Origin of the sequence: Clostridium taeniosporum, from assembly GCF_001735765.2 — a bacterium.
Taxonomy (GTDB): Bacteria; Bacillota; Clostridia; order Clostridiales; family Clostridiaceae; genus Clostridium; species Clostridium taeniosporum.
In genome coordinates this window covers 1,219,589-1,244,028 of the sequence record NZ_CP017253.2, presented here as the reverse complement: position 1 = coordinate 1,244,028, position 24,440 = coordinate 1,219,589, and the positions used below count along the sequence as shown (strand labels likewise).

The 24,440-nt window shown below is 28.4% G+C and carries 20 protein-coding genes; all 20 read right to left on the bottom strand.

Annotated elements, in window-relative coordinates; all coding sequences use genetic code 11:
• Window positions 1–117: 117 nt before the first annotated feature.
• The 20 genes from pgsA to ispG all read right to left on the bottom strand — a co-directional run bounded on the left by pgsA (window position 118) and on the right by ispG (window position 24,430).
• Complete coding sequence (pgsA, locus tag BGI42_RS05930) at window positions 118–708, bottom strand: CDP-diacylglycerol--glycerol-3-phosphate 3-phosphatidyltransferase (protein WP_069679446.1); 591 nt, start codon at window positions 706–708, stop codon at window positions 118–120.
• Window positions 692–2,032: a 30S ribosomal protein S12 methylthiotransferase RimO gene (rimO, locus tag BGI42_RS05925; protein WP_069679445.1), complete on the bottom strand. Its 1,341-nt coding sequence runs from the start codon at window positions 2,030–2,032 to the stop codon at window positions 692–694. Before rimO ends, pgsA begins: the two co-directional genes overlap by 17 nt.
• Before the next feature lie 103 nt (window positions 2,033–2,135).
• Entirely contained in the window at window positions 2,136–4,502 is a 2,367-nt protein-coding gene (locus tag BGI42_RS05920) for a DNA translocase FtsK (RefSeq protein WP_069679444.1), read from the bottom strand.
• 113 nt (window positions 4,503–4,615) lie between these two features.
• Window positions 4,616–5,320 (bottom strand): ClpP family protease, encoded by a 705-nt coding sequence (locus BGI42_RS05915; RefSeq protein ID WP_069679443.1) that lies wholly within the window; start codon window positions 5,318–5,320, stop codon window positions 4,616–4,618.
• Between the two features lie 65 nt (window positions 5,321–5,385).
• On the bottom strand, window positions 5,386–6,585 hold the full coding sequence (gene dapG / locus BGI42_RS05910; protein ID WP_069679442.1) for an aspartate kinase: 1,200 nt from the start codon (window positions 6,583–6,585) through the stop codon (window positions 5,386–5,388).
• A 130-nt stretch (window positions 6,586–6,715) separates the two neighbouring features.
• Window positions 6,716–6,997, bottom strand: coding sequence for a YlmC/YmxH family sporulation protein (locus BGI42_RS05905; protein WP_069679441.1), 282 nt, complete (start codon window positions 6,995–6,997; stop codon window positions 6,716–6,718).
• Between the two features lie 65 nt (window positions 6,998–7,062).
• On the bottom strand, window positions 7,063–8,370 hold the full coding sequence (locus BGI42_RS05900) for a M16 family metallopeptidase (RefSeq protein ID WP_069679440.1): 1,308 nt from the start codon (window positions 8,368–8,370) through the stop codon (window positions 7,063–7,065).
• A 257-nt stretch (window positions 8,371–8,627) separates the two neighbouring features.
• On the bottom strand, window positions 8,628–10,733 hold the full coding sequence (locus BGI42_RS05895) for a polyribonucleotide nucleotidyltransferase (protein ID WP_069679439.1): 2,106 nt from the start codon (window positions 10,731–10,733) through the stop codon (window positions 8,628–8,630).
• A gap of 73 nt (window positions 10,734–10,806) precedes the next feature.
• Window positions 10,807–11,070, bottom strand: coding sequence for a 30S ribosomal protein S15 (gene rpsO, locus BGI42_RS05890; protein ID WP_069679438.1), 264 nt, complete (start codon window positions 11,068–11,070; stop codon window positions 10,807–10,809).
• 115 nt (window positions 11,071–11,185) lie between these two features.
• Window positions 11,186–12,112 (bottom strand): bifunctional riboflavin kinase/FAD synthetase, encoded by a 927-nt coding sequence (locus BGI42_RS05885; RefSeq protein WP_069679437.1) that lies wholly within the window; start codon window positions 12,110–12,112, stop codon window positions 11,186–11,188.
• Window positions 12,113–12,128: 16 nt separating this feature from the next.
• The gene (truB, locus tag BGI42_RS05880) at window positions 12,129–13,004 is read right to left on the bottom strand and encodes a tRNA pseudouridine(55) synthase TruB (RefSeq protein ID WP_069679436.1); all 876 of its coding nucleotides are present in this window, start codon (window positions 13,002–13,004) and stop codon (window positions 12,129–12,131) included.
• The gene (locus tag BGI42_RS05875) at window positions 13,001–13,978 is read right to left on the bottom strand and encodes a DHH family phosphoesterase (RefSeq protein ID WP_069679435.1); all 978 of its coding nucleotides are present in this window, start codon (window positions 13,976–13,978) and stop codon (window positions 13,001–13,003) included. Before BGI42_RS05875 ends, truB begins: the two co-directional genes overlap by 4 nt.
• Complete coding sequence (gene rbfA, locus BGI42_RS05870) at window positions 13,978–14,328, bottom strand: 30S ribosome-binding factor RbfA (RefSeq protein ID WP_069679434.1); 351 nt, start codon at window positions 14,326–14,328, stop codon at window positions 13,978–13,980. Before rbfA ends, BGI42_RS05875 begins: the two co-directional genes overlap by 1 nt.
• A gap of 13 nt (window positions 14,329–14,341) precedes the next feature.
• Window positions 14,342–16,411 carry a translation initiation factor IF-2 gene (gene infB / locus BGI42_RS05865; RefSeq protein WP_069679433.1) on the bottom strand — a complete coding sequence of 690 codons (2,070 nt, stop codon included), beginning with the start codon at window positions 16,409–16,411 and terminating at the stop codon, window positions 14,342–14,344.
• Between the two features lie 18 nt (window positions 16,412–16,429).
• On the bottom strand, window positions 16,430–16,750 hold the full coding sequence (locus tag BGI42_RS05860) for a 50S ribosomal protein L7ae-like protein (RefSeq protein ID WP_069679432.1): 321 nt from the start codon (window positions 16,748–16,750) through the stop codon (window positions 16,430–16,432).
• Window positions 16,743–17,009 carry an RNase P modulator RnpM gene (gene rnpM / locus BGI42_RS05855; protein WP_069679431.1) on the bottom strand — a complete coding sequence of 89 codons (267 nt, stop codon included), beginning with the start codon at window positions 17,007–17,009 and terminating at the stop codon, window positions 16,743–16,745. The genes BGI42_RS05860 and rnpM overlap by 8 nt, the downstream gene beginning before the upstream one ends.
• 13 nt (window positions 17,010–17,022) lie before the next feature.
• A complete protein-coding gene (nusA, locus tag BGI42_RS05850) occupies window positions 17,023–18,177 on the bottom strand; it encodes a transcription termination factor NusA (protein ID WP_069679430.1) in 1,155 nt (384 codons plus the stop codon).
• Window positions 18,178–18,193: 16 nt separating this feature from the next.
• Window positions 18,194–18,655 (bottom strand): ribosome maturation factor RimP, encoded by a 462-nt coding sequence (gene rimP, locus BGI42_RS05845; protein WP_069679429.1) that lies wholly within the window; start codon window positions 18,653–18,655, stop codon window positions 18,194–18,196.
• Window positions 18,656–18,917: 262 nt separating this feature from the next.
• Entirely contained in the window at window positions 18,918–23,312 is a 4,395-nt protein-coding gene (locus BGI42_RS05840) for a PolC-type DNA polymerase III (protein WP_420825932.1), read from the bottom strand.
• 68 nt (window positions 23,313–23,380) lie between these two features.
• The gene (gene ispG / locus BGI42_RS05835) at window positions 23,381–24,430 is read right to left on the bottom strand and encodes a flavodoxin-dependent (E)-4-hydroxy-3-methylbut-2-enyl-diphosphate synthase (RefSeq protein ID WP_069679428.1); all 1,050 of its coding nucleotides are present in this window, start codon (window positions 24,428–24,430) and stop codon (window positions 23,381–23,383) included.
• Window positions 24,431–24,440: the final 10 nt, after the last annotated feature.

The following is a 24,440-nucleotide window of genomic DNA, read 5'->3' as shown; positions in this document are numbered from 1 at the left end:
CTACTAATAGCAAACCCCAAGTCATTATATTTCACAAAATATTTGTCGCATCTTTGACTTCTTATTTATTTTCATATGCCTTATTGTAATTATATCCAAATTATATTTTTTTAACCTTTATCTATTTGTGGATATAGAATCTTTATTTTTTCTAAAATAATCATATCCAGAAATTATAGTTATTATAACAGCTGCTATCAACATTATACTTGGAATTGTATTAAAGAAGTTTCTCCAAAATTCACTATTAATAACTAACTTAGTTAAATACCTAGAATCACCTATATTAACTTGTAATAGTAATAATACTATAGCTATTATTTGTATTACTGTTTTTATCTTTCCCCACCAACTTGCAGCTATTACTCTACCATCGGATGCTGCTACTGTTCTTAATCCAGATACTGCAAATTCACGTGCTATTATTATAATAGCAGCCCAACTTGGGACTATATGCATTTCAACAAGAGTAATTAATGCAGTAGTAACAAGTAATTTATCAGCTAGCGGATCCATAAATTTACCAAAATTAGTAACCTGATTTCTACTTCTTGCAATATATCCATCAAGTTTATCTGTTAACGCAGCTAATACAAATATAATAGTAGCTATAAAACTGCCGTAAGGTATTCTTTTAACAACTATAAATACCAGAAAAACAGGTACCAAAAATATTCTAATTAAAGTTAATTTATTTGCAAGATTCATCTTCAACAACTCCTATTAAATCATACTCCATATTTTTGATTATTTTTACCTTAACGAATTCACCTATATTCAATTTCTTTTGAGATTCAAAAAATACATTTCCATCTATATCAGGTGCCATTTCAAAATTTCGCCCTTTATAATGTTCACCATTATATTCTTCAATTAAAATATCGTATTTTTTGCCAACTTTAAATTTATTTATATTATTAGAAATTTCTTCTTGAGATAACATTAATCTTTCTTCTCTTTTATTTTTTATCTCTTCATCTATTTGACCATCCATTTTTGAAGCTGGTGTATTTTCTTCTCTTGAATATTTGAAAACTCCTACTTTATCTAATTTGTATTTTTGTAAAAATTCTATTATTTCTTGAAAATCCTCTTCTGTTTCTTGTGGAAATCCTACTATAAAAGTTGTTCTTATTATAATATCTGGTATACTTTTTCTAAGTTTTTCTATTTTATCAGTTATATCTTTCTTACTTGTTTTTCTTCCCATAAGTTTTAATACATGATCACTTATATGTTGTATAGGTATATCTAAATATTTTACTACTTTCTCATTAGTTGCAATTTCTTCGATTAGCTCATCATATATAGCTTCCGGATAACAGTATAGAACTCTAATCCATTTAATTCCTTCTATCTTTGATAATTCTTTTAATAACATATGTAATGTCTTTTTTCCATAAATATCACTACCATACATTGTTGTATCTTGAGCTATTAATATTAACTCTTTAACACCTTTACCAGCTAAATCTTTAGCTTCGCTTAGAATATTTTCTATTTTTCTACTTCTAAATTTTCCTCTTATTTTAGGAATTATACAATATGTGCAAAAATTATTACATCCTTCTGCAATTCTTATATATGCACTTTCTTTTTGAGTTGTAATAATTCTTTCTCCTTCATTTATGTTATCATCTGAATAATTTAATAATTGAGCTGCTACCTTATTACCTTCAATAAATTCTGTAATAACTTTATCTATTTTATTATAATCATTAACTCCTAGCATTATGTCTATTTCTGGTATAAGGTCTACTAATTCTTTCCCATACCTTTGTATTAAACATCCTGTTGCTATAAGAAGCTTACAATTATAGTTATTTTTATATTGTGCCATTTCTAATATAGTATCTATTGATTCTTGTTTAGCTGATTCTATAAAGCCACATGTATTTACAATTATAATGTCTGCTTCTTTTGCATTATTCGTTATTTCATATTCATTATTCATTCTTCCAAGGATGATTTCAGAATCCACTCTGTTTTTATCGCATCCTAAACTCACCATTCCAACCTTATATTTAGTCAAGTTTTTATCCTCCCGTATCCTAATGTTTCTTAATTATACTAAATTAATTATAATATTAACAGCAATATTATAAACTAAATTTATTCATTTTACTTATATTTTTTTAATTTTCCTCTTTATTATCATATAATTCTTCTCTGTTAATAAGTATCTTTCTAGGTCTACTTCCATCTTTTTCAGATATTATACCTCTCTCTTCTAATTGGTCCATTATTCTAGAAGCTCTATTAAATCCTATTCTAAGCTTTCTTTGAAGAAAAGAAGTTGATGCTTGCTCATAATCAATTACAGCATTTATGGCATCATTAAGTAATTCATCTGCATCCTCACCATTTTCTGATATTGATGATTGTGATTCATTGTTTATATGCTCTATTATTTCTTCTTCATAATTACTAGTACCTTGACTTGATTTTATAAAGGATATAACTTGCTCTACCTCTTCTTCTGATATAAAACATCCTTGAACTCTAAGAGGTTTACTTTCTCCAACTGGATAATACAACATATCACCTTTTCCAAGAAGTTTTTCAGCTCCTGAGCTGTCAAGTATAGTTCTAGAATCTATTTGTGATGAAACTGCAAATGATATTCTAGATGGTATATTAGCTTTAATTACACCAGTTATTACATCTACAGATGGCCTTTGAGTAGCTATTACTAAATGCATACCTGCTGCTCTTGCCATTTGAGCTAATCTACCTATATAATCTTCTACATCATTAGGACAAACCATCATTAAATCTGCTAATTCATCTACTATAATAACTATATAAGGAAGTTTTTCTTCTATCGTTCCTTTATTAAATAGTTCATTATATGATTCCATATTTCTTACACCCATATCTGCAAAAAGTTTATATCTTCTTGTCATTTCATTTACTGCCCAATTAAGTGCAGCAGCAGCTTTTTTAGGATCAGTAACTACCGGAATTAGAAGATGTGGTATTCCGTTATAAACATTAAGTTCAACAACCTTTGGATCAACCATAAGTAATTTAACTTCATTTGGACTATATTTATATAATAGACTTATTATAAGTGAATTTATACATACACTTTTTCCTGAACCTGTTGCCCCTGCAATTAATGTATGTGGCATCTTACTCAAATCTCCAACTACACATTTACCTGAAATATCTTTTCCAAGCGCAAAAGCCAATTTTTTACTTGAATTAATAAATTCATTTGACTCTAATACCTCTCTTAAAAATACAGCTACTTGATGTGCATTAGGTACTTCTATACCTATTGCTGCTTTCCCAGGAATAGGTGCCTCTATTCTAATACCTGATGCTGCAAGTCCAAGTGCTATATCATCTGATAAATTCACTATCTTACTTACCTTAACTCCTGGACTTGGTTGCAATTCAAATCTTGTAACAGATGGTCCTTTTGTAACTTGAGTAACCTTAGCATCAACACCAAAGTTTGATAATATTTCTTCAAGTTTACTGGCATTTTCAATTAATTCTTTCTTATCAGATCCTTTAAGAGTTTTATTTATCTTTAAAAGATCTAAACCTGGATAAAAATATGGAACTTCTTCTTTCTCTTGTTTTTCATAAATATTTTCTTCTATTTCAGTACTCATATTTTCTTTTTCTTCTTTATTTAATTTCACCTTTTTATTAGAAGATTTTTTTTCTTCTGTCATATTTTCAAAAATATGATTTTCTATATCTGATGAAACCTCTTCCTCCACAACACCTTTAGTATTATCATTTTTCATAAAATCCAAAATCTTTATTTTTTTATCCACACTTGATAAAATTTCATCTTTTTCTTTATTTGCCGGTGGAAAATACCCTTCTTTTTCAACTACATTTACAAAAGTATTATCTAATACCTTAACCTCTTCCCTTGTTTTAGCTTTTAAATTTCTGTCTCGTTTAATCTTCTCACCTTTATCCTTAGCTACAACTACTAAATCATATAAATTTACATCAAATATTAATATAAGTGCAATAACAGATAAAGTAAAAAATAGAATATAAGTCCCTATACCCCCTATAAACTTATATAATGGGTAACATATAAAATAACCTATTAATCCACCATGTAAATTTTCTTTATTATCAATAATAAATCTAATATTATCTCCAAAACTATTTGCTTCATCCATCATTTGAATACTTATAACTGAACAATTTAATATTATCATCAATATTAACATTGATATTCCTAAAAACCTTTTTCCAAATTGTACATTTCCTCTGGTTTTAATATATTGTAAACTAAAGTATATTAAATATACAGGTATAGCATAAGCTCCTACCCCTATTAATAAATAAGAAAAATTTTGTGCTAAAGAAGATAGCAATCCTGCAAAAGAAGTGTATATAGCTATAGCAAGTATTAATCCTACTGCCATGTATATTATTCCTAATATATCCTTATTTATATTATTTTCTTTTTTGCTCTTTTTATTACTTCTTTTAGTTCCACTTTTAGTTCCTCTTCTGCTCACATTTAATCACCTCATTATTATTTATTTCTACATAGATAAAAGTTCTCCTTTAAATAAGATACCATTAAAAATAAAAAACAGCCATAGATTTTTTTCTATAGCTGTTAAATAAGTTATTGTCTTTCTGTTAATTCTTTTAATTTTGATATAGCTTCTTTTATACCACCAACTTCATCTATAAGTCCACAGTCAACCGCTTGCTTACCAATTAATATTGTTCCTACATCATTTAATAATTCATTAGTTTGTAACATAAACTTCTCTAAATTTTCTTTTTTTATATTTGATGTTCTTATAATAAAATCATTTATTCTTTCTTGCATTTTTTTAAAGTACTCAAAAGTTTGTGCTACACCTATTATAAATCCGTTCATTCTAACTGGATGAACTATCATTGTTGCAGATGGGGTAATAAATGAATAGTCTGATGCTGTTGCAAGTGGTACTCCTATAGAATGTCCTCCTCCTGTGACTATTGAAACAGTTGGTTTAGACATGCTTCTTATCATTTCTGCAATAGCAAGACCTGCTTCCACATCTCCTCCTACAGTATTCAAAACAATTAAAATCCCTTTAACATTGTCATTTTGTTCTAACTCTATGAGCTGAGGTATAATATGTTCATATCTTGTAGCTTTTGTTTGTGGTGGTAATATCATATGTCCTTCTATTTGACCTATTATAGATAAAACTTGTATACTTTTGTTTGGAGTTACAGATGTAGTATTTCCAAAATCTTTTATAGATTGCATTTTATTTTCTGCTTTAGTATTATTGTTTTTCTCATTAGTATTTTCACCATTAAATATTTCGTTCATAAAAACATTCCTCCCATACAATTATTTTGCACGGAAGGAATGATTATATACCTACTTATTTCGTACTATGATAAATTAAAAGTTTTATGAAGTATATTTATAGCTTCTTTAGTATTTTTTGAGTGAATTAAACACCAAATTGTCATATTTGAATCAGCTGTCTGTAAAACTTCTATATTGGCCATTACTAAAGATTTAATTATTTTAGCCATTACTCCCGGTCTACCATTCATTCTTGATCCTATTACTGCTATAGTACTACAATCTTCTACTAGATGATATTTTAAATTAAAATTATTTAGTATATTTTCTACAATTTCTTTATCTTTAATGCTTATTGTAAATACTTGTCTATCTGGAAATATATTTATTAAATCTAAACTTATTTTATTAGCAGCCAATAAATCTAATACATCTTGATATTTCTCATTATCTTTATTTTCAGCGAGTTTAATTAGAACTTGAATTCTATCTTTTTGATGTGTTATACCTGTTATTATTCTTTCATTTCCCTTATCTCCAAGATTATTTATTAATGTTCCTTTACAACTGCTCATAGTGTTTTTAATAACTAAAGGAATATTAGCTTGCATTGCTACTTCTACAGCTCTTGGATGTATAACGCTAGCTCCTTGATCTGCTAACTGAAACACCTCATTATAGCTTATTATATCTATTAAACTAGCATCTTCTACAAGCCTTGGATCTGCTGTCATAATACCATCAACATCTGTATAGATTTCTATACATTCAGCTTGAAGTGCAACTCCAAGAATTGATGCTGTTGTATCGCTTCCACCTCTTCCAAGTGTTGTAAAATATCCTTCTTCACTTATTCCTTGAAATCCTGTAACTACCGGAACTCTTCCTTGAGATATTAAGCTTAATATCTTCTTTGGATTTGTATTTATACATTTTGCATCAGTAAAATTGTTGTTAGTTATAACTCCAGCTTGCCCACCTGTTAATGGTACTGCGTCTATTCCCGCAGTATACAAATCATTACTCATTACAACTGAACTTATAAATTCACCACAACACATAAGCAGGTCTTGTGCTAATTTATTTGATATTTTAAAATCTTCATCTACTAAAGATAGTAAAGTATCAGTTGCATATGGATCACCTTTTCTTCCCATTGCAGAAACAACTACAACTGGATTATAACCTTCTTGTTTTGCTTGTTTAATTTTTTCTATTACTTTTTGTCTTTTTTCTGATGTTGAAACCGAGGTTCCTCCAAATTTTTGAACAACTATCTTCAATTGTTTAATTATTTATCAAAATAGTTCTAAATATAATCTTCTATATTTAATCTACTTTAATAAATATCCTCCTTTCATGATTACAAATATTAATTTTTCATACTTAATAATATAATATTTGCATACCATTTTAAAGTTTAACTTTTTTTACTGTTTCATCATCCGCATCAAGTATTATTGTTTTAGATCCTATCTTTTTTACACATTCCCAAGGAATTTCTAAAAACTCCTTACTTCCAAACATACTAAATTTACTTACATTTGTATTAATAATTAAAAATCTAAAATTCCCATCGTCATCTATTATTAAATCGTTATTTGCTAAATAATCATATTTTTCACCATCATTAATATTTATTAACTCATATTTTTCTATGTCACTTAAATACTTTACATTGTTTAATTCTCCCATAATAAATCCTCCTCTTTCATTCATAACATAATATGATTAAAGAAAAACATTTATTACAAGTATAATTAAATTAACGTCTTATTACTATTTAAAGTATTATCATATGCCTTGACATCCTTTAATATTATTTTATTTAACTCATTATAATTTACATCTTGACCAACATAACCAGCATTCAATATTCCTGGTTTAAAGCACTCATCTAATACATTTTGTATATCATTTTCATCTATTGCATCAATTCTTTCTATAACTTCATCTTCTGTAAAAACATTATTTGTGAAAAGATAACTTTTAGCATTGGCAAACATTCTTGAGCTAGTACTTTCCAAACCTAAAATATAAGTTGCCTTTATTTTTTCTTTACTAATTTCTAATTGCTTTTTAGTTATACCATTATTAGCAAATTTTATTACTTCTCTATTTATAACATCTAGTGCTTTATCAGCATAATTCTTGCTAAGTCCTGTATATATATTTATAGTTCCTATTCCCTGAAAAGGTTGTAAATAAGAATATATTGTATAACAAAGCCCTAATTCTTCTCTTACCTTTTGAAAAAGTATAGAAGATGCGCCTCCACCTAAAACGTTATTTAGTAATACTAAAGGATAACTATTTTTATCTCTATAAGGTAAACCTTTTAATCCTAATGAAATATGTAATTGTTCTATATCTTTATTTATATACCCAGAATCACAATGAATTATTGGAGTATTATATTTAGGTATGTATTTCTTAGAACTTTTCCAGCTACCGAAACAACTTTCTATTAATTTCTTCAGTTCATCTTCATCAAATTTTCCACAAACTGATATTACTGAATTATAAGGAGTATATTTTTCACTTATAAAATTTAGAATTTTTTCTCTAGTGAATGATTTTATTTTAGACATAGTTCCTAATATAGGATAAGATAAAGGATTTGTGCCGAAAACAGTCTCTGAATGTTTATCATCTAATACATCTTCTGGTGAATCTTGGCTCATATTAACTTCTTCTATTATTACACCTTTTTCCTTTTCTATCTCTTCTTCATCAAATTTTGAATTCAATATCATATCTGAAAGTAAATCTAAACCTAAGTCTAAATGAGTATTTAAAGCTTTTATATAATAACAAGTTGCTTCTTTACTAGTAAAAGCATTTATTTGACCACCAACATTCTCTATTTCCTCTACTATTTGTTTAGCACTTCTTTTTTTAGTTCCTTTGAAAAACATATGTTCAATAAAATGAGATATCCCATTTAATTCTTCACTTTCATTTCTTGAACCATTTTGTATCATAATTCCAACACTTACTGAATTTAAGTGATCTATTTTCTCTGTTATAACTCTAAGCCCATTATTTAAAGTATACATATTATACATAATTAGCGCTCTCCTTCCATTTATGAATTGCTTAAAATTCTATAAGTATAATCTTATTTTTCCCATAATAAATTTTAATATGAAATTTTTTATTATTATATTTATATAATAATAATTACAATTCATGCTATATGTTAAGGGGAAATTTTAAATTATTATAATAAAAAAAATCGCCAAAGCGATTTTAAATTCATTAATTTATATTATATTGAATAAGATATATTAAAGAAGGGTAAAAAAGGCAAATTAATTGCCCTTTATTTTTCTTCTTTATTTTCTTGATCTAATAAAACATCTTTCCTTGAAAGATTTATTCTACCTTGTGAATCAATTTCAGTAACTTTTACTAAAATTTCATCTCCTACAGAAACAATATCTTCTACTTTATTAACTCTTTCTTTATCTAATTTAGATATATGAACTAAACCTTCTTTATTTGGAAGAATTTCAACAAAAGCTCCAAATGTAGTTATTTTAGTTACCTTACCTAAATAAATTTCTCCAGCCTTAACCTCTTTAGTTAATCCTTCAATTATCTTTATTGCTTCTTTAACACCTTCGTGATCGCTTGAACTTACAAATACAGCTCCATCTTCTTTTATATCGATCTTAACTCCTGTATCCTGAATTATCTTATTGATAACTTTACCACCTGCACCTATTACAGATCTTATTTTATCTGGATCTATTTGAATTGTCTCAGTCTTTGGTGCATATAAAGAAACATCTTTTCTTGGTTCTAATATACATTCATTAATTTTATCTATTATAGTTAATCTAGCTTTTCTAGCATTACGAATTGCATTTTCTACTACATTAAAACTAAATCCTTGAAGTTTTGTGTCAACTTGAATTGAAGTTATTCCTTCTGTAGTACCAGCAACTTTAAAGTCCATATCTCCAAAGAAATCTTCTATTCCTTGAATATCAGTTAATACCTGTTCTTCTGATAAATCTTCTGATGTAATTAATCCCATAGCTATACCTGCTGCTGGTCTCTTTATCGGAACACCTGCATCTAATAAAGCTAATGTTGAACCACAAACTGATGCTTGTGAAGTAGATCCATTTGAACTTAATACTTCTGATACTAATCTAATTGTATATGGGAATTCTTCTTCAGATGGGATTAATGGTTCAAGTGCTCTTTCTGCTAAAGCTCCATGACCTATTTCTCTTCTACCTGGTCCTCTTAAAGGTTTTACTTCTCCTACACTATATCCTGGGAAATTATAGTGATGCATATATCTCTTAGATTGAGTTTCATCTATTCCATCTAAGATTTGTATATCTCCTACAGCACCTAATGTTGCCACTGTCATTACTTGTGTTAGTCCTCTTGTAAATAATCCTGTTCCATGTGTTCTTGGAAGTAATCCAACTTCACAACCTAAAGGTCTTATTTCATCGAAAGCTCTTCCATCAGGTCTTCTCTTGTCTTTTAATAACATATGTCTAACAACTTTCTTTTGCATGTTATAAAGAACTTCTTTTATGTCACCTAATTTATCTTCATATTTTTCACTAAATTCTTCTTTGACTTTTTCATTTACAGCATCTATAGCTGCATTTCTTTCGTCTTTGTCAGTTATATACATAGCTTCTTTTATCATTTCTGAAGCAAATGCTTTTACATCTTTTTCTACTTCTTCATCAGCAGTAAATAATTCTGGCGTATTTTTTTCTTTTCCAAATTTCTTCATTGCTTCTTCTTGAAAATCAATAATAGTTTGACATTCATTAAATCCAAATTTAATAGCTGAAATCATTGTATCTTCTGGAATTTCATCTCCGCCTGCTTCTATCATCATTACTTTTTCTCTAGTTGCACAAACAGTTAGATGAAGAGAACTCTTTTCACGTTCTTCTGCATTTGGATTAACAACAAAATTACCATCTATAATTCCTACTTGAACAGCTGCAACTGGAATTGTAAAAGGTATGCTTGATAAACATAATGCCATTGATGCAGCATTAATTGCTAATATTTCTGGTAAATTATCTTTTTCCACTGAAACAACTGTACAAACTACTTGAACATCATTTCTATATCCTTTTGGAAATAAAGGTCTAATAGTTCTATCTACAGCTCTACCATTTAATATAGCTTTTTCTGATGGTCTTCCTTCTCTTTTTATAAAACCACCTGGTATTTTTCCTACTGCATATAATCTTTCTTCATATTCAACACTTAAAGGAAAGAAATCTATTCCTTCTTTTGGCTCACTTGATGCATTAACATTAGTTAAAATAACGGTATCCCCGTAGCTCATAAATATAGCTGCATTTGATAACATACCTATTTTTCCAAATTCAACTTTCATCTCTTTTCCAGCAATGTTAGTTGATAAAACGTTATTCATCTTTGAAACCCTCCTTTCAAACTCTCTTTAATAATTTTTTTAAAATAATAGAGCGGAATACCCGCTCTATAAATTATCTTCTTAAGCCTAATTTTTTTATTATAGCTCTATATCTTTCGATATCTTGATCAGCTAAGTAGTTTAAAAGACCTCTTCTATGTCCAACCATCATTAAAAGACCTCTTCTTGAATGATGATCTTTCTTGTGAACTTTTAAATGTCCTGTTAATGAGTTAATTCTTTCTGTTAATAAAGCGATTTGTACTTCTGGAGAACCTGTATCTCCTTCGCCTCTTCCATATTCTTTAATTATTTCTAATTTTCTTGCCTTATCCATAAGTGCACCTCCGTGTATTTTATCCCCTTATTTCCAAGTAAAAAGATGGCGCCTTTAAACTTAGAAGTAGGTTCAATGGTATTATATCAGAAGTAATCATTATTGTAAATAAATATTATTTAACGATTTTTTCTTCCTTTTCTGCAAATGACTTATTATTTTTTAATTCTTTTTTTAAATCATCGATAGAATCAAATTTCTTTTGATCTCTTATTTTCTTTACAAAATAAACTTTTATTATATTTCCATAAATATCTTCATTAAAATCTAAAATATTAGTTTCTACAGTAATATCTTTACCATTAACAGTTGGGTTATTACCTATATTAGTAATCCCCTTATATATTTTATTATTGACTTCTACATTAGTATAATATACACCTATTTTAGGTAAAATAATATCTTTATTGTATTTTAAGTTAGCTGTTGGAAAACCCATCATTCTTCCAAATTGTCTACCATGTACAATTTCACCTTTTATAAAATATGGTCTATTTAACATGATACTTGCTTCTAATACATTTCCTTCTTCTAGTTCTTTTCTAATTCTAGTACTACTTATAACTTCATCTTTATATGTACATGAATCCATTATGTGTAATTCATATCCATGTTTCTTTTGAAGTTCCTTTAGAAGCTTAATATCACCTGAATTTTTATATCCAAATTTATAATTAAAACCTACTACTATTCCTTTTACATTTAAATTAACACATAAAAATTTTATAAATTCTTCTGGTGTTATCTTCATAAATTCTTTATTAAAATTTGCGAAATATATTATATCAATACCCTTATCTTCTAATATTTTTACCTTGTCATCATTTTCCATCAAAAGTTTAAGAGTATTATTGGGATTTATAAACTTTCTTGGATGATTTTTGAATGTAAAGACCATACTTTTACCATTATTTTTTTTTGCTATTTTCGTAACTTTATCTATTAATGATAAGTGACCTATATGTAATCCATCAAAACTTCCAAGAGCAATATAATTTTTATAAGTTTTTATATCCTCAAAGTTGTTTTCTATAATAACCATTTTTATTACTCCCACTTTAAAATAATAACTTTTGTATTTTAAATCCTTTATTGTCTCGCTTTCCAAGTCCTATAAAAGTATTCTTTTTATCATATACCCTATACAAAATATCATTTTCTATAACTTCATCACTTAATCTTTTATCATACACCTTTACTCCATTTACTAATAACTTTGTAAATGAATTATTGACTGTTAATTTAGGATAAGATATAAGAGCATCTTCTATACTCATCAAATATTTCTCAATATTTTCAGTTGTTAAACTTTCAATATTAACACTATTTTCTTCTTTAAATATAGAAGTTTCCGTTCTTATTAAATTAACCATAGTAGCTCCCACATTTAATCTTTCACCAATATCATAACATAAACTTCTTATATATGTGCCTTTTGAACATGCAACCTCAAAAGACACATATGGTAAATCAAAAACAATATCACTAATATTATAAATGTTTATACGTCTTGCTTCTCTTTCAACTTCAATTCCTTGTCTTGCAAGTTCATAAAGTCTTACACCATTTTGTTTCAACGCAGAATACATAGGTGGTATTTGATCATATTCGCCTAAAAAAGAAAGTATAATTTCTTTTACATCATCTTCTTTTATATTAGAAGCATCTGTTTCTTTTGTAACTTCACCTTCTAAATCATAAGTAGTTGTATTTTTTCCTAATATTAATTTTACTCTATATACTTTTCTAGAATCCATAATATAATCAATAATTTTAGTTGCTTTTCCTAAACAAACTGGTAAAACTCCTTCTGCTTCTGGATCAAGAGTTCCTGTATGTCCAACTTTCTTCTCTTTTGCTAGAAATTTTATTTTTCTAACTACATCAAAAGAAGACATACCCTTATTTTTAAATACATTTAAAACTCCATTCATAGATTCATCTCTTCTTTTATTGTTTTTAATAAATTCTTTTTAGCTTCTTCTAAATCTACATCTTTTTGAAGAGCACCTGCTGCTTTAATGTGACCACCACCACCATATACCTCTGCTACTTTTCTTACATCAACATCATTTTTGGATCTTAAACTGCATTTTATTCCTTTTTCTGATTGCTTTAATAATACAGCTACTTCTACTCCTTTTATTCCAAGTCCAAAAGAAATTATATCTGAAGTATCTGTTGTTAATAAATCAAATTTTTCTAACATATAATATGGTATTTCCATTACAGCTACTTTATTTTCTAATAATAACTCTAAATTTGATAATACATAACCCATTAATTTTATTTTATTAAATTCTCTATTTTCAAAAAGATTGCTGTGTACTTTACTATTGTCTACTCCTAATTCTATAAGTTCTGAAGCAATTGAATGAGTTCTTTTTGTAACATTGGAATGTCTAAAAGAACCAGTATCCGTAACTAATGATGTGTAAATAGCTTTACCTATTTCTAAATTTATAGAACACTTTTTAGTAAGATCAATACCTAATTCTTTTATTAGTAAATATGATATTTCAGCTGTAGCTGCTGCTTTGCAATCTACATAATTTATATCTCCATATTGTTCATTTGATAAATGATGATCAATATTTATTATTCTGCCATTATAATTATCTAAATTAGCAGAAATTCTCTCTACATTACCACAATCCATTACTATTACTAAATCAGTACATTGATCTGGTTCTACTGTATTACCATCAATTTCTTCAGATAAAGAAAGGAAAGAGAGGTTATCTTGGATAACATCTCTTGAAATAATATAAACATCTTTTCCTATAGTTCGAAGTGCTTTAAGTAATGATAAAGTACTTCCTATAGCATCACCATCTGGAGATGTATGAAAAGACAAACCAATCTTTTTAGCTTTTAATATTTCTTCCTTTATACTTTGTAAAGACATTACTTATCTTTTACCTTTTCAATTAATTCATCAATATGCATTGCATAATTGATTGAATCATCCAATTCAAATATTATTTCTGGGTTATGTCTTAAATTTATTCTTTGACCTAATATTTTTCTTATAAATCCACCAGCACTCTTTAAAGCTGTGAAGTTACTTTTCTTTTCATCCTCATTAGTAGAGAATATACTTACATATACTTTAGCATATCTTAAGTCTTTAGTAACTTTAACATCTGTAACAGAAATCATAGCAGTAAGTCTAGGGTCTTTAACTTCATTTTGAATAACATTACTTATTTCTCTTTTAAATTCTTCATTAATTCTGCCACCTCTATAGTTTGGCATTCATATCACCTCTTTATAGCTCTTTTCTCTTGATTGCATCCATCATAAAGCATTCAATGATATCGCCTTCTTTAACGTCATTGAACTTATCTATTGTTAATCCACATTCATATCCAGTATTAACCTCTTTAACATCATCTTTGAATCTCTTTAATGATGATAAACTTGATTCAAAAATAACTATACCATCTCTTATAACTCTTGTTTCAGCATTTCTTTGAAGTTTACCATTTAATACATAACAACCAGCAATTGTTCCAACATTTGAAATCTTATAAGTCTCTCTTACTTCTGCTGATCCTAAAACAACTTCTTTATATTCTGGCTCAAGCATTCCTATCATAGCTGATTTAACATCTTCAATTGCATCGTAAATTACTCTATAAGTTTTAATATCTACATTATCTTTATCAGCTTGTGCTACTGCATTATTATCTGGTCTAACATTAAATCCAATAACTATTGCATTTGAAGCAGTTGCCAAAGTAATATCAGTTTCTGTTATTGCTCCAACACCACCATGAATTACTCTTACTTTAACATCATCAGTTGAAAGTTTTTCTAATGATTGATTTATAGCTTGAACTGATCCTTGAACATCAGCTTTTACTATTATAGCAAGTTCTTTAACTTTTCCTTCTTTTATTTGGCTATATAAGTCTTCTAGCGAAACTCTATTTCCACTCATTAATGATTCAGCTTTTTCTTTTTCTCTTCTCTTTTCTGCCATTATTCTAGCTGTCTTTTCATCTTTTACTTGGTTGAATCTATCACCTGCTTCTGGAACTTCTGAAAGTCCTAAAACTTCAACTGGAATTGATGGACCAGCAGATTTGATTTTTTTACCTCTATCATCAAACATCGCTCTTATTCTACCATATGTAGATCCTACAATAATTGAATCACCAACATGTAAAGTACCATTTTGAACCAATAACGTAGCAACTGATCCTCTACCTTTATCAAGTTTAGCCTCAATTACTGTTCCTTTAGCTTTTCTATCTTTATTAGCTTTTAATTCAAGCATTTCAGATGTAAGTAATACCATTTCAAGTAACTTATCTATGTTTAAATTATTTTTAGCAGATACTTCTTCACATATAGTATCTCCGCCCCACTCCTCTACTATTAATCCATATTCTGTTAATTCTTGTTTAACTCTATCTGGATTTGCACCTGGTTTATCAATTTTGTTTATAGCTACAACCATTGGTACACCAGCTGCTTTACAATGGCTAATTGCTTCTTTAGTTTGAGGCATAATTCCATCATCAGCTGCAACAACTAATATAACTACATCTGTTACTTGAGCTCCACGTGCTCTCATTGCAGTAAAGGCTTCATGACCTGGTGTATCTAAGAATGTTATTTCTTCACCATTTAAGTTTATGGTATAAGCTCCTATATGTTGAGTTATACCACCTGCTTCTGTATCAGTAACTCTTGCTTTTCTAATAGCATCAAGTAAAGATGTCTTACCATGGTCAACGTGACCCATAACAGTTACTATTGGTGGTCTCTTTGCAAGATTTTCTTCTTCATCTTCTTCAACCTCTACAGCTTCAAGTTCTTCTGTTACTTCTAACTTTTCAACTAATACTCCATAACTTTCACATACTTTTTCAGCTGTTGCAAAATCTATTTCTTGATTTATTGCTGCCATAACACCTGCGAAAATTAATGTTCTTATAACATCATTTGAAGGTTTATTTAACTTTTCAGCTAATTCTTTAACAGTAATAGTTTCTCCAATTTCAATTACTTCTGTCTCAATAGTTTCATCTTCTTTTTCAGTTTCTCTTGATCCTTTTTTGTTCTTCTTCTTTTTCTTTTTGCTTTTATTAAGTTCATCTTGCAAAATTTCTTCATATTCATCAACTAAGCTTTTAGCTTCTTCTGAACTTCCTTCTGCATATTCTGGTTTAGTTGCCAATAATTCTTTAATTAATTGAGCTTCTTCTTCCTCAATTGCACTCATATGATTTTTAACTTCTACACCAAACTCATCCATTAATAATGTTATTAAATCTTTTGAACTTACATTAAGCTCTTTTGCTAATTCGTATACTCTTACTTTTGACATAAAGTCACCCCCGTTAAATTATCTACTCATATATTTGTTCTCCTCCTCATATATTTCCAGCAATTTTTTTGCTATATTTTTGTCTAGAATTCCTAATATCATAATCTGATCACGACCAATAGGATTTCCTAATTCTTCTTTGGAGAAATTATTAATATATGGTATATTTTTTTGATTACAATGTTTTATAAATTTTTCTTTTGAAGACTGTGATAAATCATTAGATATTATAAACAAATGAATATCAAGTTTATTTCTTAAATCGTCACATTTGCTATAACCTTCTAACAAATTTCCTGATTTCTTCGCAATACCTAAAAAATTATAGAATTTATTCATTTTCTATTTCATCCTTTAGTCTTTCATATATTTCTTCACTTATAGGACTATCTAAGTTTCTACTTAATCTTTTGGCCTTAAAAGCCTTTTCAAAACATTCAATATCCCTACAAATGTAAGCACCTCTTCCTGATTTTTTACCAGTTAAGTCAACTGATATATCACCTTCTGGGCTCTTTACTATTCTTATTAATTCTTTTTTTGGTTTCATTTCCATGCAACCTGTGCACATTCTTAGAGGAATCTTCTTAACTTTCATTAAAAACACTCTCCTATTCTTCTATTTCTTCACAATTAAGCTCTAACTCTGCTACATTTTCTATAATTTCATCTGACATATCAATATCTTGATCCATAGCTTTTTCTTGTTCTGATTCTAAAGCTTCTTGTTGAGATTTACTCTTTATATCTATTTTCCAATTAGTAAGTTTTGCTGCAAGTCTTACATTTTGACCTTCTTTACCAATAGCTAATGAAAGTTGATCGTCAGCTACTACTATTTTAGCAGATTTATTTTCTTCATCTATTTCTGCACTTAATACTCTAGCTGGACTTAATGAATTAGAAATAAATTCTGCTGGATCCTTACTCCATTTTATTATATCTATTTTTTCATTTTTAAGCTCATTTACTATATTTTGAACTCTAATACCCTTAGGACCTACACAAGCTCCCATTGCATCAACTTCTTCATCATTAGAGTAAACAGCAATTTTACTTCTTGATCCTGCTTCTCTTGAAATACTCTTAATTTCAACTACTCCATTAAATATTTCTGGAACTTCTAATTCAAACAGTCTTTTTACTAAACCTGGATGTGTTCTTGAAACATGCACTTGAGCTCCCTTTGAAGCATTTTTAACTTCAACTATATAAAGCTTTAACTTTTCATTAAATCTATAATCTTCATTTGGCATTTGTTCATTAGGACCTATTATACCTTCAATCTTGCCTAAACTAACAAAAACCATTCCTTTTTCTTTTCTTAATATAGTACCTGTTATTATATCAAATTCTTTTTCTTTGTATTCATTATAAATTATATTTCTTTCAGCTTCTTTTATTCTTTGTGTAACTACTTGTTTAGCAAGTTGAGCAGCTACTCTCCCAAAATTTTTAGGAGTAACCTCTAAATCTACTATATCATCAACTTCATATTTAGGATTAACTGCCTTAGCTTCTTCTAATGAAATTTCTGTAACTTCATCATATACTTCATCAACAACTATTTTTTGAGCATATACATGGATCTCTCCATTTTCTCTGTTTATACTTATTTTAACATTTTGTGCTGATGTATTTGAATTTGCATAATTCTTTTTATATGCAGCAACCATTGCATCTTCAATAGTTGTAAAAAGTAAATCTTCTGATATTCCTTTTTCCTTTACTATCTCTTTTAGAGCACCTACAAACTCCTCATTCATTTTAATCTCCTCCTTGTTATATTTCACCCTCTAAGTTTGCACTTTTTATTTTTTCAGTTGGAATTTTTAATTCTTTTTCTCCTTCAACTGTTATAAACTCATCATTTGCATCTTTTAATATACCTTGTATTTTTTTCATACCTTCTAAAGATCCATTAAATTTAACTAAAACTTCTCTTCCTATAAACTTTTCAAAATGTTCTTGTCTATAAAGCCCTCTATTTAAACCTGGTGAAGAAACTTCTAAATAATAAGAATCTTCAATTGGATCTTTAACATCTAACATTTCACTAACTCTTCTTGAAACTTTTTCACAATCGTTTAATGATATGCTGTCTTCTTCTTTATCAATATAAATTCTTAAATAATATTCGCCATTTTCTTTTATATATTCTAAATAATATAATTCATATGATAATTCTTGTACTATTGGTTTTACTAACTCTTCTATTTTTTCAAGTAATATATCTTTTCTCATTTTATAAAACCTCCTCTATAAATATTCAATTTTAAAATTAATATAGTAGGTTTTTAATTATAAAATCATAATCAAAAACGCAACTATATTAAAGTAGTTGCGTTACAAACAGAAAGAGCGGGTAAACTTCCCACTCCACTTTTATAGCCTATTGACATTAAAAACTAAGTATATGATATCACAAATATTAGTGGAATACAAGAGTTATAACTAAAAGCTTAAAATTTTAAGATTCGTATATTATTATATTTTTATCTCTATTCTAAAATAATGATAATTGATTTGTTTCAGATAATCCTTCTAAGCATCCATGATTATTTAAACCTTCAATTACAGTTTTTGAAACCCCTGCTCTTATTCTTAAATCTTCCTTTGATATAAATTCACCTTTTTTTCTTGCCTCTACTATATTTTTTCCTGCATTGTCCGCAACTCCAGGTAAGGAATTTAATGGTGGTCTAAGTGCTCCATCTTCTATTTTAAATTTTACTGCTTCTGATTTATATAAATCTACTCTTAAAAATTTTACGCCTCTTTTATAAGCTTCAAAGCATAATTCTAAAACAGTAATAAGCCCTTTATCTTTCACAGTTGCATTATTTCCAAGTTCGTATAGTTCTTGAAGTTTTGCATTTATTGCTCCTTCACCAAGACATACTAAATTTGCATCAAAGTCATCAGCCCTTACTGTAAAATAGGTTGCATAATAAGCTTCTGGATAATATACCTTATAATATGCTATTCTAACAGCCATCATAACATATGCAACAGCATGACCTTTAGGGAACATATATTTTATCTTTTTACATGATCCTATATACCAGTCAGGCACCTCATGTTCTCTCATAAGTTTTTCATCATCCTCTGAAAGACCTTTTCCTTTTCTTACTTTTTCCATTATTGTAAAAGCGCTCTTAGGAGGTAATCCTTTATACATTAAATAGACCATTATATCATCTCTTGTTGCTATACAATCTCTTAATGTAGTAAATCCTTCTTTTATATAATATTGAGCATTATTAAGCCAAACATCAGTACCATGAGAAAGCCCAGATATTCTAACCAAATCTGCAAAAGTCTTAGGTTGAGTATCTAAAAGCATTGCCCTAACAAATTTTGTACCAAACTCAGGGAGTCCATAACTTCCCACCTCACACTCCAGTTCTTCTTTTGTAACACCTAATGCATCAGGTGAAGTAAACAAACTAAGAACTTTTTCATCATTTAATGGTATTGTTTTAGGGTCAAGTCCTGTTAAATCTTGTAACATTCTAAGTACAGTAGGATCATCGTGCCCTAGTATATCTAATTTTAATAATCTACCACTTATTGAATGATAATCAAAATGTGTTGTTATAACATCAGTATCATTATCATCAGCCGGATGCTGTATTGGACAAAAATTATAAATTTCATTATCAGCAGGCACAACCATTATTCCTCCTGGATGTTGTCCTGTAGTTCTTTTTATTCCTGTACACCCAATAGTAAGTCTCTCTATTTCAGCTGAGGATGTTATAATTTCTCTTTCATCTAAATATTTCTTTACATATCCATAAGCTGTTTTCTCTGCTACTGTTCCTATTGTTCCTGCTTTAAATGTATGACCTTTACCAAATAGTACTTCTGTATATCTATGTACTACACCTTGATATTCACCTGAGAAATTAAGGTCAATATCTGGTTCTTTATCCCCCTCAAATCCCAAGAAAGTTTCAAATGGTATATCATGACCATCTCTTTTATAGGGAGTACCACAATCAGGACAATTTTTATTTGGTAAATCTGCTCCTGAACTTATCGAACCATCTAAAAAGAATTCTGATTTTTTACAATTTGGACACACATAATGTGGTGGTAGCCCATTAACTTCAGTGATATCTGACATTGTTGCTACAAAAGAAGATCCAACAGATCCTCTTGACCCAACTAGATACCCATCTTCTGTAGATTTTGCAACTAGCTTTTGTGCAATTAAATATAATACTGCGTATCCATTGTTAATTATAGAATTAAGTTCTTTATCCAATCTTTTTTGAACAACTTCTGGAAGAATTTCACCATATATTGAGTGGGCTTTGTTTAATGTCATATTTTTTATTTCTTCTTCAGCCCCTTCAATTTTAGGTGGATATGTTTCATCAGGTATTGGTTTTAACACATCAATACTATCAGCTATTTTTTTAGGATTATAAATAACCACTTCTTTAGCTATTTCTCTACCTAAATAAGAAAATTCTTTTAACATTTCTTCTGTTGTTTTTAAATAAAGTGGCGGTTGATTATCAGCATCTGAAAATCCTTGTCCTGCCATAATTATTCTTCTAAAAGCTTCATCAGTAGGATTTAAAAAATGTACATCTCCTGTAGCTACAGTAGGTTTATTGCATTCTTTGCCTAACCTATATATTCTTTTATTAATGTCTCTAAGCTCTTCTTCATCTTTAACAGAACCTTTTTCGATTAGAAACTGGTTATTAGCTATGGGTTGAATTTCAACATAATCATAAAACTCTATAATTTCTTTTATTTCCTCATCACTTTTTCCTTCTAAAACAGCTTTATATACTTCTCCTGCTTCACAGGCTGATCCTATAATTAAGCCATCCCTAAATTCAGAAAGAAGAGTTTTTGGTGTTCTTGGTCTTCTAAAAAAATTTTCTATATGAGCTTTAGAAACTAGTTTATATAGATTCTTTAATCCTATTTGGGTTTTTGCCAAAATTATTATATGATAAGTTGGTTGCTTCTTTATATCTACTTTGGATAAAAATAAATCATTTAATGATTTTAAATCATTAATTTCAAATTCTTCTTTTATCTTTTCAAATGACTTCAAAAGTATATCTGCTGTAGCTTTAGCATCATCTACAGCCCTATGGTGATTTTCAAGAGAAATTCCTAAGAATTTAGCAACTATATTTAGTTTAACCTTTTTTAATTCAGGATATAAAAACCTGGACAATGTAACTGTATCCAATATTGGAAAATCAAATTCTATGTTCAAATCTCTACAATTCTTTTTTATAAAACCAGTATCAAAAGATGCATTATGAGCTACTATTACACTGTTCTCACAAAATTTTATAAATTTTGGAAGTACACTATCTATTGTTTCTGCATCTCTAACCATACTACTATTGATGCTTGTTAGCTCTGTAATCTTATATGGAATCTCCCTTTCAGGATTAACAAAACAACTAAATCTGTCTATTATTTCACCATTTCTAATTTTAACCGCACCAAATTCTATTATTTTATCATTAACTGGAGAAAAGCCTGTTGTTTCTAAATCAAAAACAACAAATGTATCATCTAATGTATTATCCTTTTCATTTATTACAAGAGGAATTCCATTATTAACTAAATAACCTTCAACACCATATAGTACTTTTATATTATTTTTTTTAGCAGCAATTTGAGCTTCTGGATAAGCTTGAACCACTCCATGATCTGTTATAGAGATTGCTTCATGCCCCCACTTTGCAGCAGTTTCTATTATTTTAGATGCTGAGGTTATTCCATCCATACTACTCATATTAGTATGTAGATGAAGTTCTATCCTTTTTTCTTCAGCACCATCCATTCTATCAATTTTCTTCATTCTAGCTATATCTCTACCCATAATAACCACTTCTCTAGCATAGGTATCATATACAGCTTCACCTCTTACTTTGCAATAAAGGCCTTTCTTAACATTATCAAGGACTTCTTCTTTTTCTTGAGATTTTAAAAAGCACTTAACAGTTATAGAACTTGTATAATCTGTAATATAAAATGTAAGTATAGTTTTTCCAGTCTTAGTTTCTATAATATCTGTTTTAAAAACTTCACCTATTATTGCTACATATCCTGTTGTTTCGTCTATATCTTTTATAGGTGTAGACTCCGTTCTTATACCTCTTCCTAAGATGGTATTTTCATCTTTAGGCTCTCTTTTATATGAGGCATAATTAGATTTATTATCATTTTTCCTATATCCATTATTATTGGATCTTTGTGTTTTATTTGCCTTTAAACCAGAACTTTCCGATGTTACTGTTCTACCATTCATAACTTCTTTTATTATTTTAAGATTTTCTTCCTTTTTACTAGCTTCATATTCCTCTGTAACTAATAAACTAGAATCAAAACTAAAATTAACTGTTGCTGAAAAACTAAACATATCCTTTATGTTATTTTGAAGTAGCTTATCTATTTTTTTATTTAAAGCATGATTTATTAATGTTTCATTTCCAGAATATATATTTATAACTTTTTCTTTAACTTTTCTATTTTTTGAATACAATATAGAACGACATAACGGATATTTTTTTGCTATTTCTTCTGCCACATTAACCCAATACTTTGAATTAATCTCTTCTAACGATGTATTACTTACGTCTAAATAACATAAAAACTCTATATTTATATGAAATCCTAGATTGTCTATAATTAATTTTTTTAAATATTCTTCTTCCTGGCTTGTAAGTGATTCCAATGATTTCAGTACAACTTTTAATATTTGGCTTTTTTTATAAAACTGAAATCTTAATAGTCTTATTTCTTTATTTTCTAAATTTTCATTTTTATTAATTTCTTTTGTTAATTGTTTTATAAGATCTTGACTAATAAGAACCACTCTCCTTTCTAAATAAATAAATAGAGGGATTTTCATCCCCCTATACTTCTTATATATTATAATGCTTATTTTATAAATCACAAAATATTTTTTAGTCTTTTAAATTAAATGTTATCTATTTCTTTCATTAAAGCATTTATTAGCTCTTCTTCTTTAACTTTTTTAATTATTTTACCTTTTTTAAAGATGATCCCTTCACCTTTACCACCTGCAATTCCAATATCTGCTTCTCTTGCCTCTCCGGGACCATTTACTACACATCCCATAACAGCAACTTTAATATCCTTATTACAATTTTCCAACCTTTTTTCCACTTCATTTGCTATATTTATAAGATTAATTTGAGTTCTTCCACATGTAGGACAAGAAATAAAATTTATACCACCTTTTTTTAATCCTAATGATTTAAGTATTTCTAATCCAACTTTAATTTCTTCTACGGGATCACTTGTTAAAGATACTCTTATAGTATCACCTATTCCTTCAGCTAAAAGAGTTCCTATACCTATACTTGATTTTATAGTTCCTTTGGTTACAGTCCCTGATTCTGTAACTCCTAAATGAAGTGGATAGCCACATTTTTCTCCTATCAATCTATAGCAATCTATCATCATTCTAACATCTGATGATTTTATAGATATAACTATATCATAAAAATTTAATTTTTCCAGAATTTTAACATGTCTTAATGCACTTTCCACTAAACCTTCTGCTGTAGGTTTTCCATCTCTAGCTAATATATCTTTTTCCAAAGATCCTGAATTAACCCCTATTCTTATAGGTATATTTTTTTCTTTACATTTTTCTGCAACTATTTTTATCTTTTCTTCACTCCCAATATTTCCAGGATTTATTCTTAATGCAGATACACCACTTTCTATTGATTCAAGGGCTAACCTATAGTCAAAATGTATATCAGCAACTACTGGTATTGGCGATTTGGCTGTTATTTCTTTTAATGCTTTAGCTGCATCCATATCTAGCACAGCACATCTTACTATTTCGCATCCTACCTTATATAAACTATCTATTTGTTTTAACGTATCTTCTACATTTCTTGTATCAGTATTAGTCATAGATTGAATAGTTATAGGTGCATCTCCACCAACATAAATATTTCCAACCTTAACTTTTCTTGAAATTCTTCTTTTCATCTTTTCATCT

Coding starts and splice junctions, on each gene's coding strand:
- pgsA (WP_069679446.1), bottom strand. CDS start 708: ATGAATCTTGCAAATAAATTAACTTTAATTAGAATATTTTTGGTACCT.
- BGI42_RS05915 (WP_069679443.1), bottom strand. CDS start 5,320: ATGAACGAAATATTTAATGGTGAAAATACTAATGAGAAAAACAATAAT.
- BGI42_RS05905 (WP_069679441.1), bottom strand. CDS start 6,997: ATGGGAGAATTAAACAATGTAAAGTATTTAAGTGACATAGAAAAATAT.
- BGI42_RS05900 (WP_069679440.1), bottom strand. CDS start 8,370: ATGTATAATATGTATACTTTAAATAATGGGCTTAGAGTTATAACAGAG.
- BGI42_RS05895 (WP_069679439.1), bottom strand. CDS start 10,733: ATGAATAACGTTTTATCAACTAACATTGCTGGAAAAGAGATGAAAGTT.
- rpsO (WP_069679438.1), bottom strand. CDS start 11,070: ATGGATAAGGCAAGAAAATTAGAAATAATTAAAGAATATGGAAGAGGC.
- BGI42_RS05885 (WP_069679437.1), bottom strand. CDS start 12,112: ATGGTTATTATAGAAAACAACTTTGAGGATATAAAAACTTATAAAAAT.
- truB (WP_069679436.1), bottom strand. CDS start 13,004: ATGAATGGAGTTTTAAATGTATTTAAAAATAAGGGTATGTCTTCTTTT.
- BGI42_RS05875 (WP_069679435.1), bottom strand. CDS start 13,978: ATGTCTTTACAAAGTATAAAGGAAGAAATATTAAAAGCTAAAAAGATT.
- rbfA (WP_069679434.1), bottom strand. CDS start 14,328: ATGCCAAACTATAGAGGTGGCAGAATTAATGAAGAATTTAAAAGAGAA.
- infB (WP_069679433.1), bottom strand. CDS start 16,411: ATGTCAAAAGTAAGAGTATACGAATTAGCAAAAGAGCTTAATGTAAGT.
- BGI42_RS05860 (WP_069679432.1), bottom strand. CDS start 16,750: ATGAATAAATTCTATAATTTTTTAGGTATTGCGAAGAAATCAGGAAAT.
- rnpM (WP_069679431.1), bottom strand. CDS start 17,009: ATGAAAGTTAAGAAGATTCCTCTAAGAATGTGCACAGGTTGCATGGAA.
- nusA (WP_069679430.1), bottom strand. CDS start 18,177: ATGAATGAGGAGTTTGTAGGTGCTCTAAAAGAGATAGTAAAGGAAAAA.
- rimP (WP_069679429.1), bottom strand. CDS start 18,655: ATGAGAAAAGATATATTACTTGAAAAAATAGAAGAGTTAGTAAAACCA.
- BGI42_RS05840 (WP_420825932.1), bottom strand. CDS start 23,312: ATGAAAATCCCTCTATTTATTTATTTAGAAAGGAGAGTGGTTCTTATT.
- ispG (WP_069679428.1), bottom strand. CDS start 24,430: ATGAAAAGAAGAATTTCAAGAAAAGTTAAGGTTGGAAATATTTATGTT.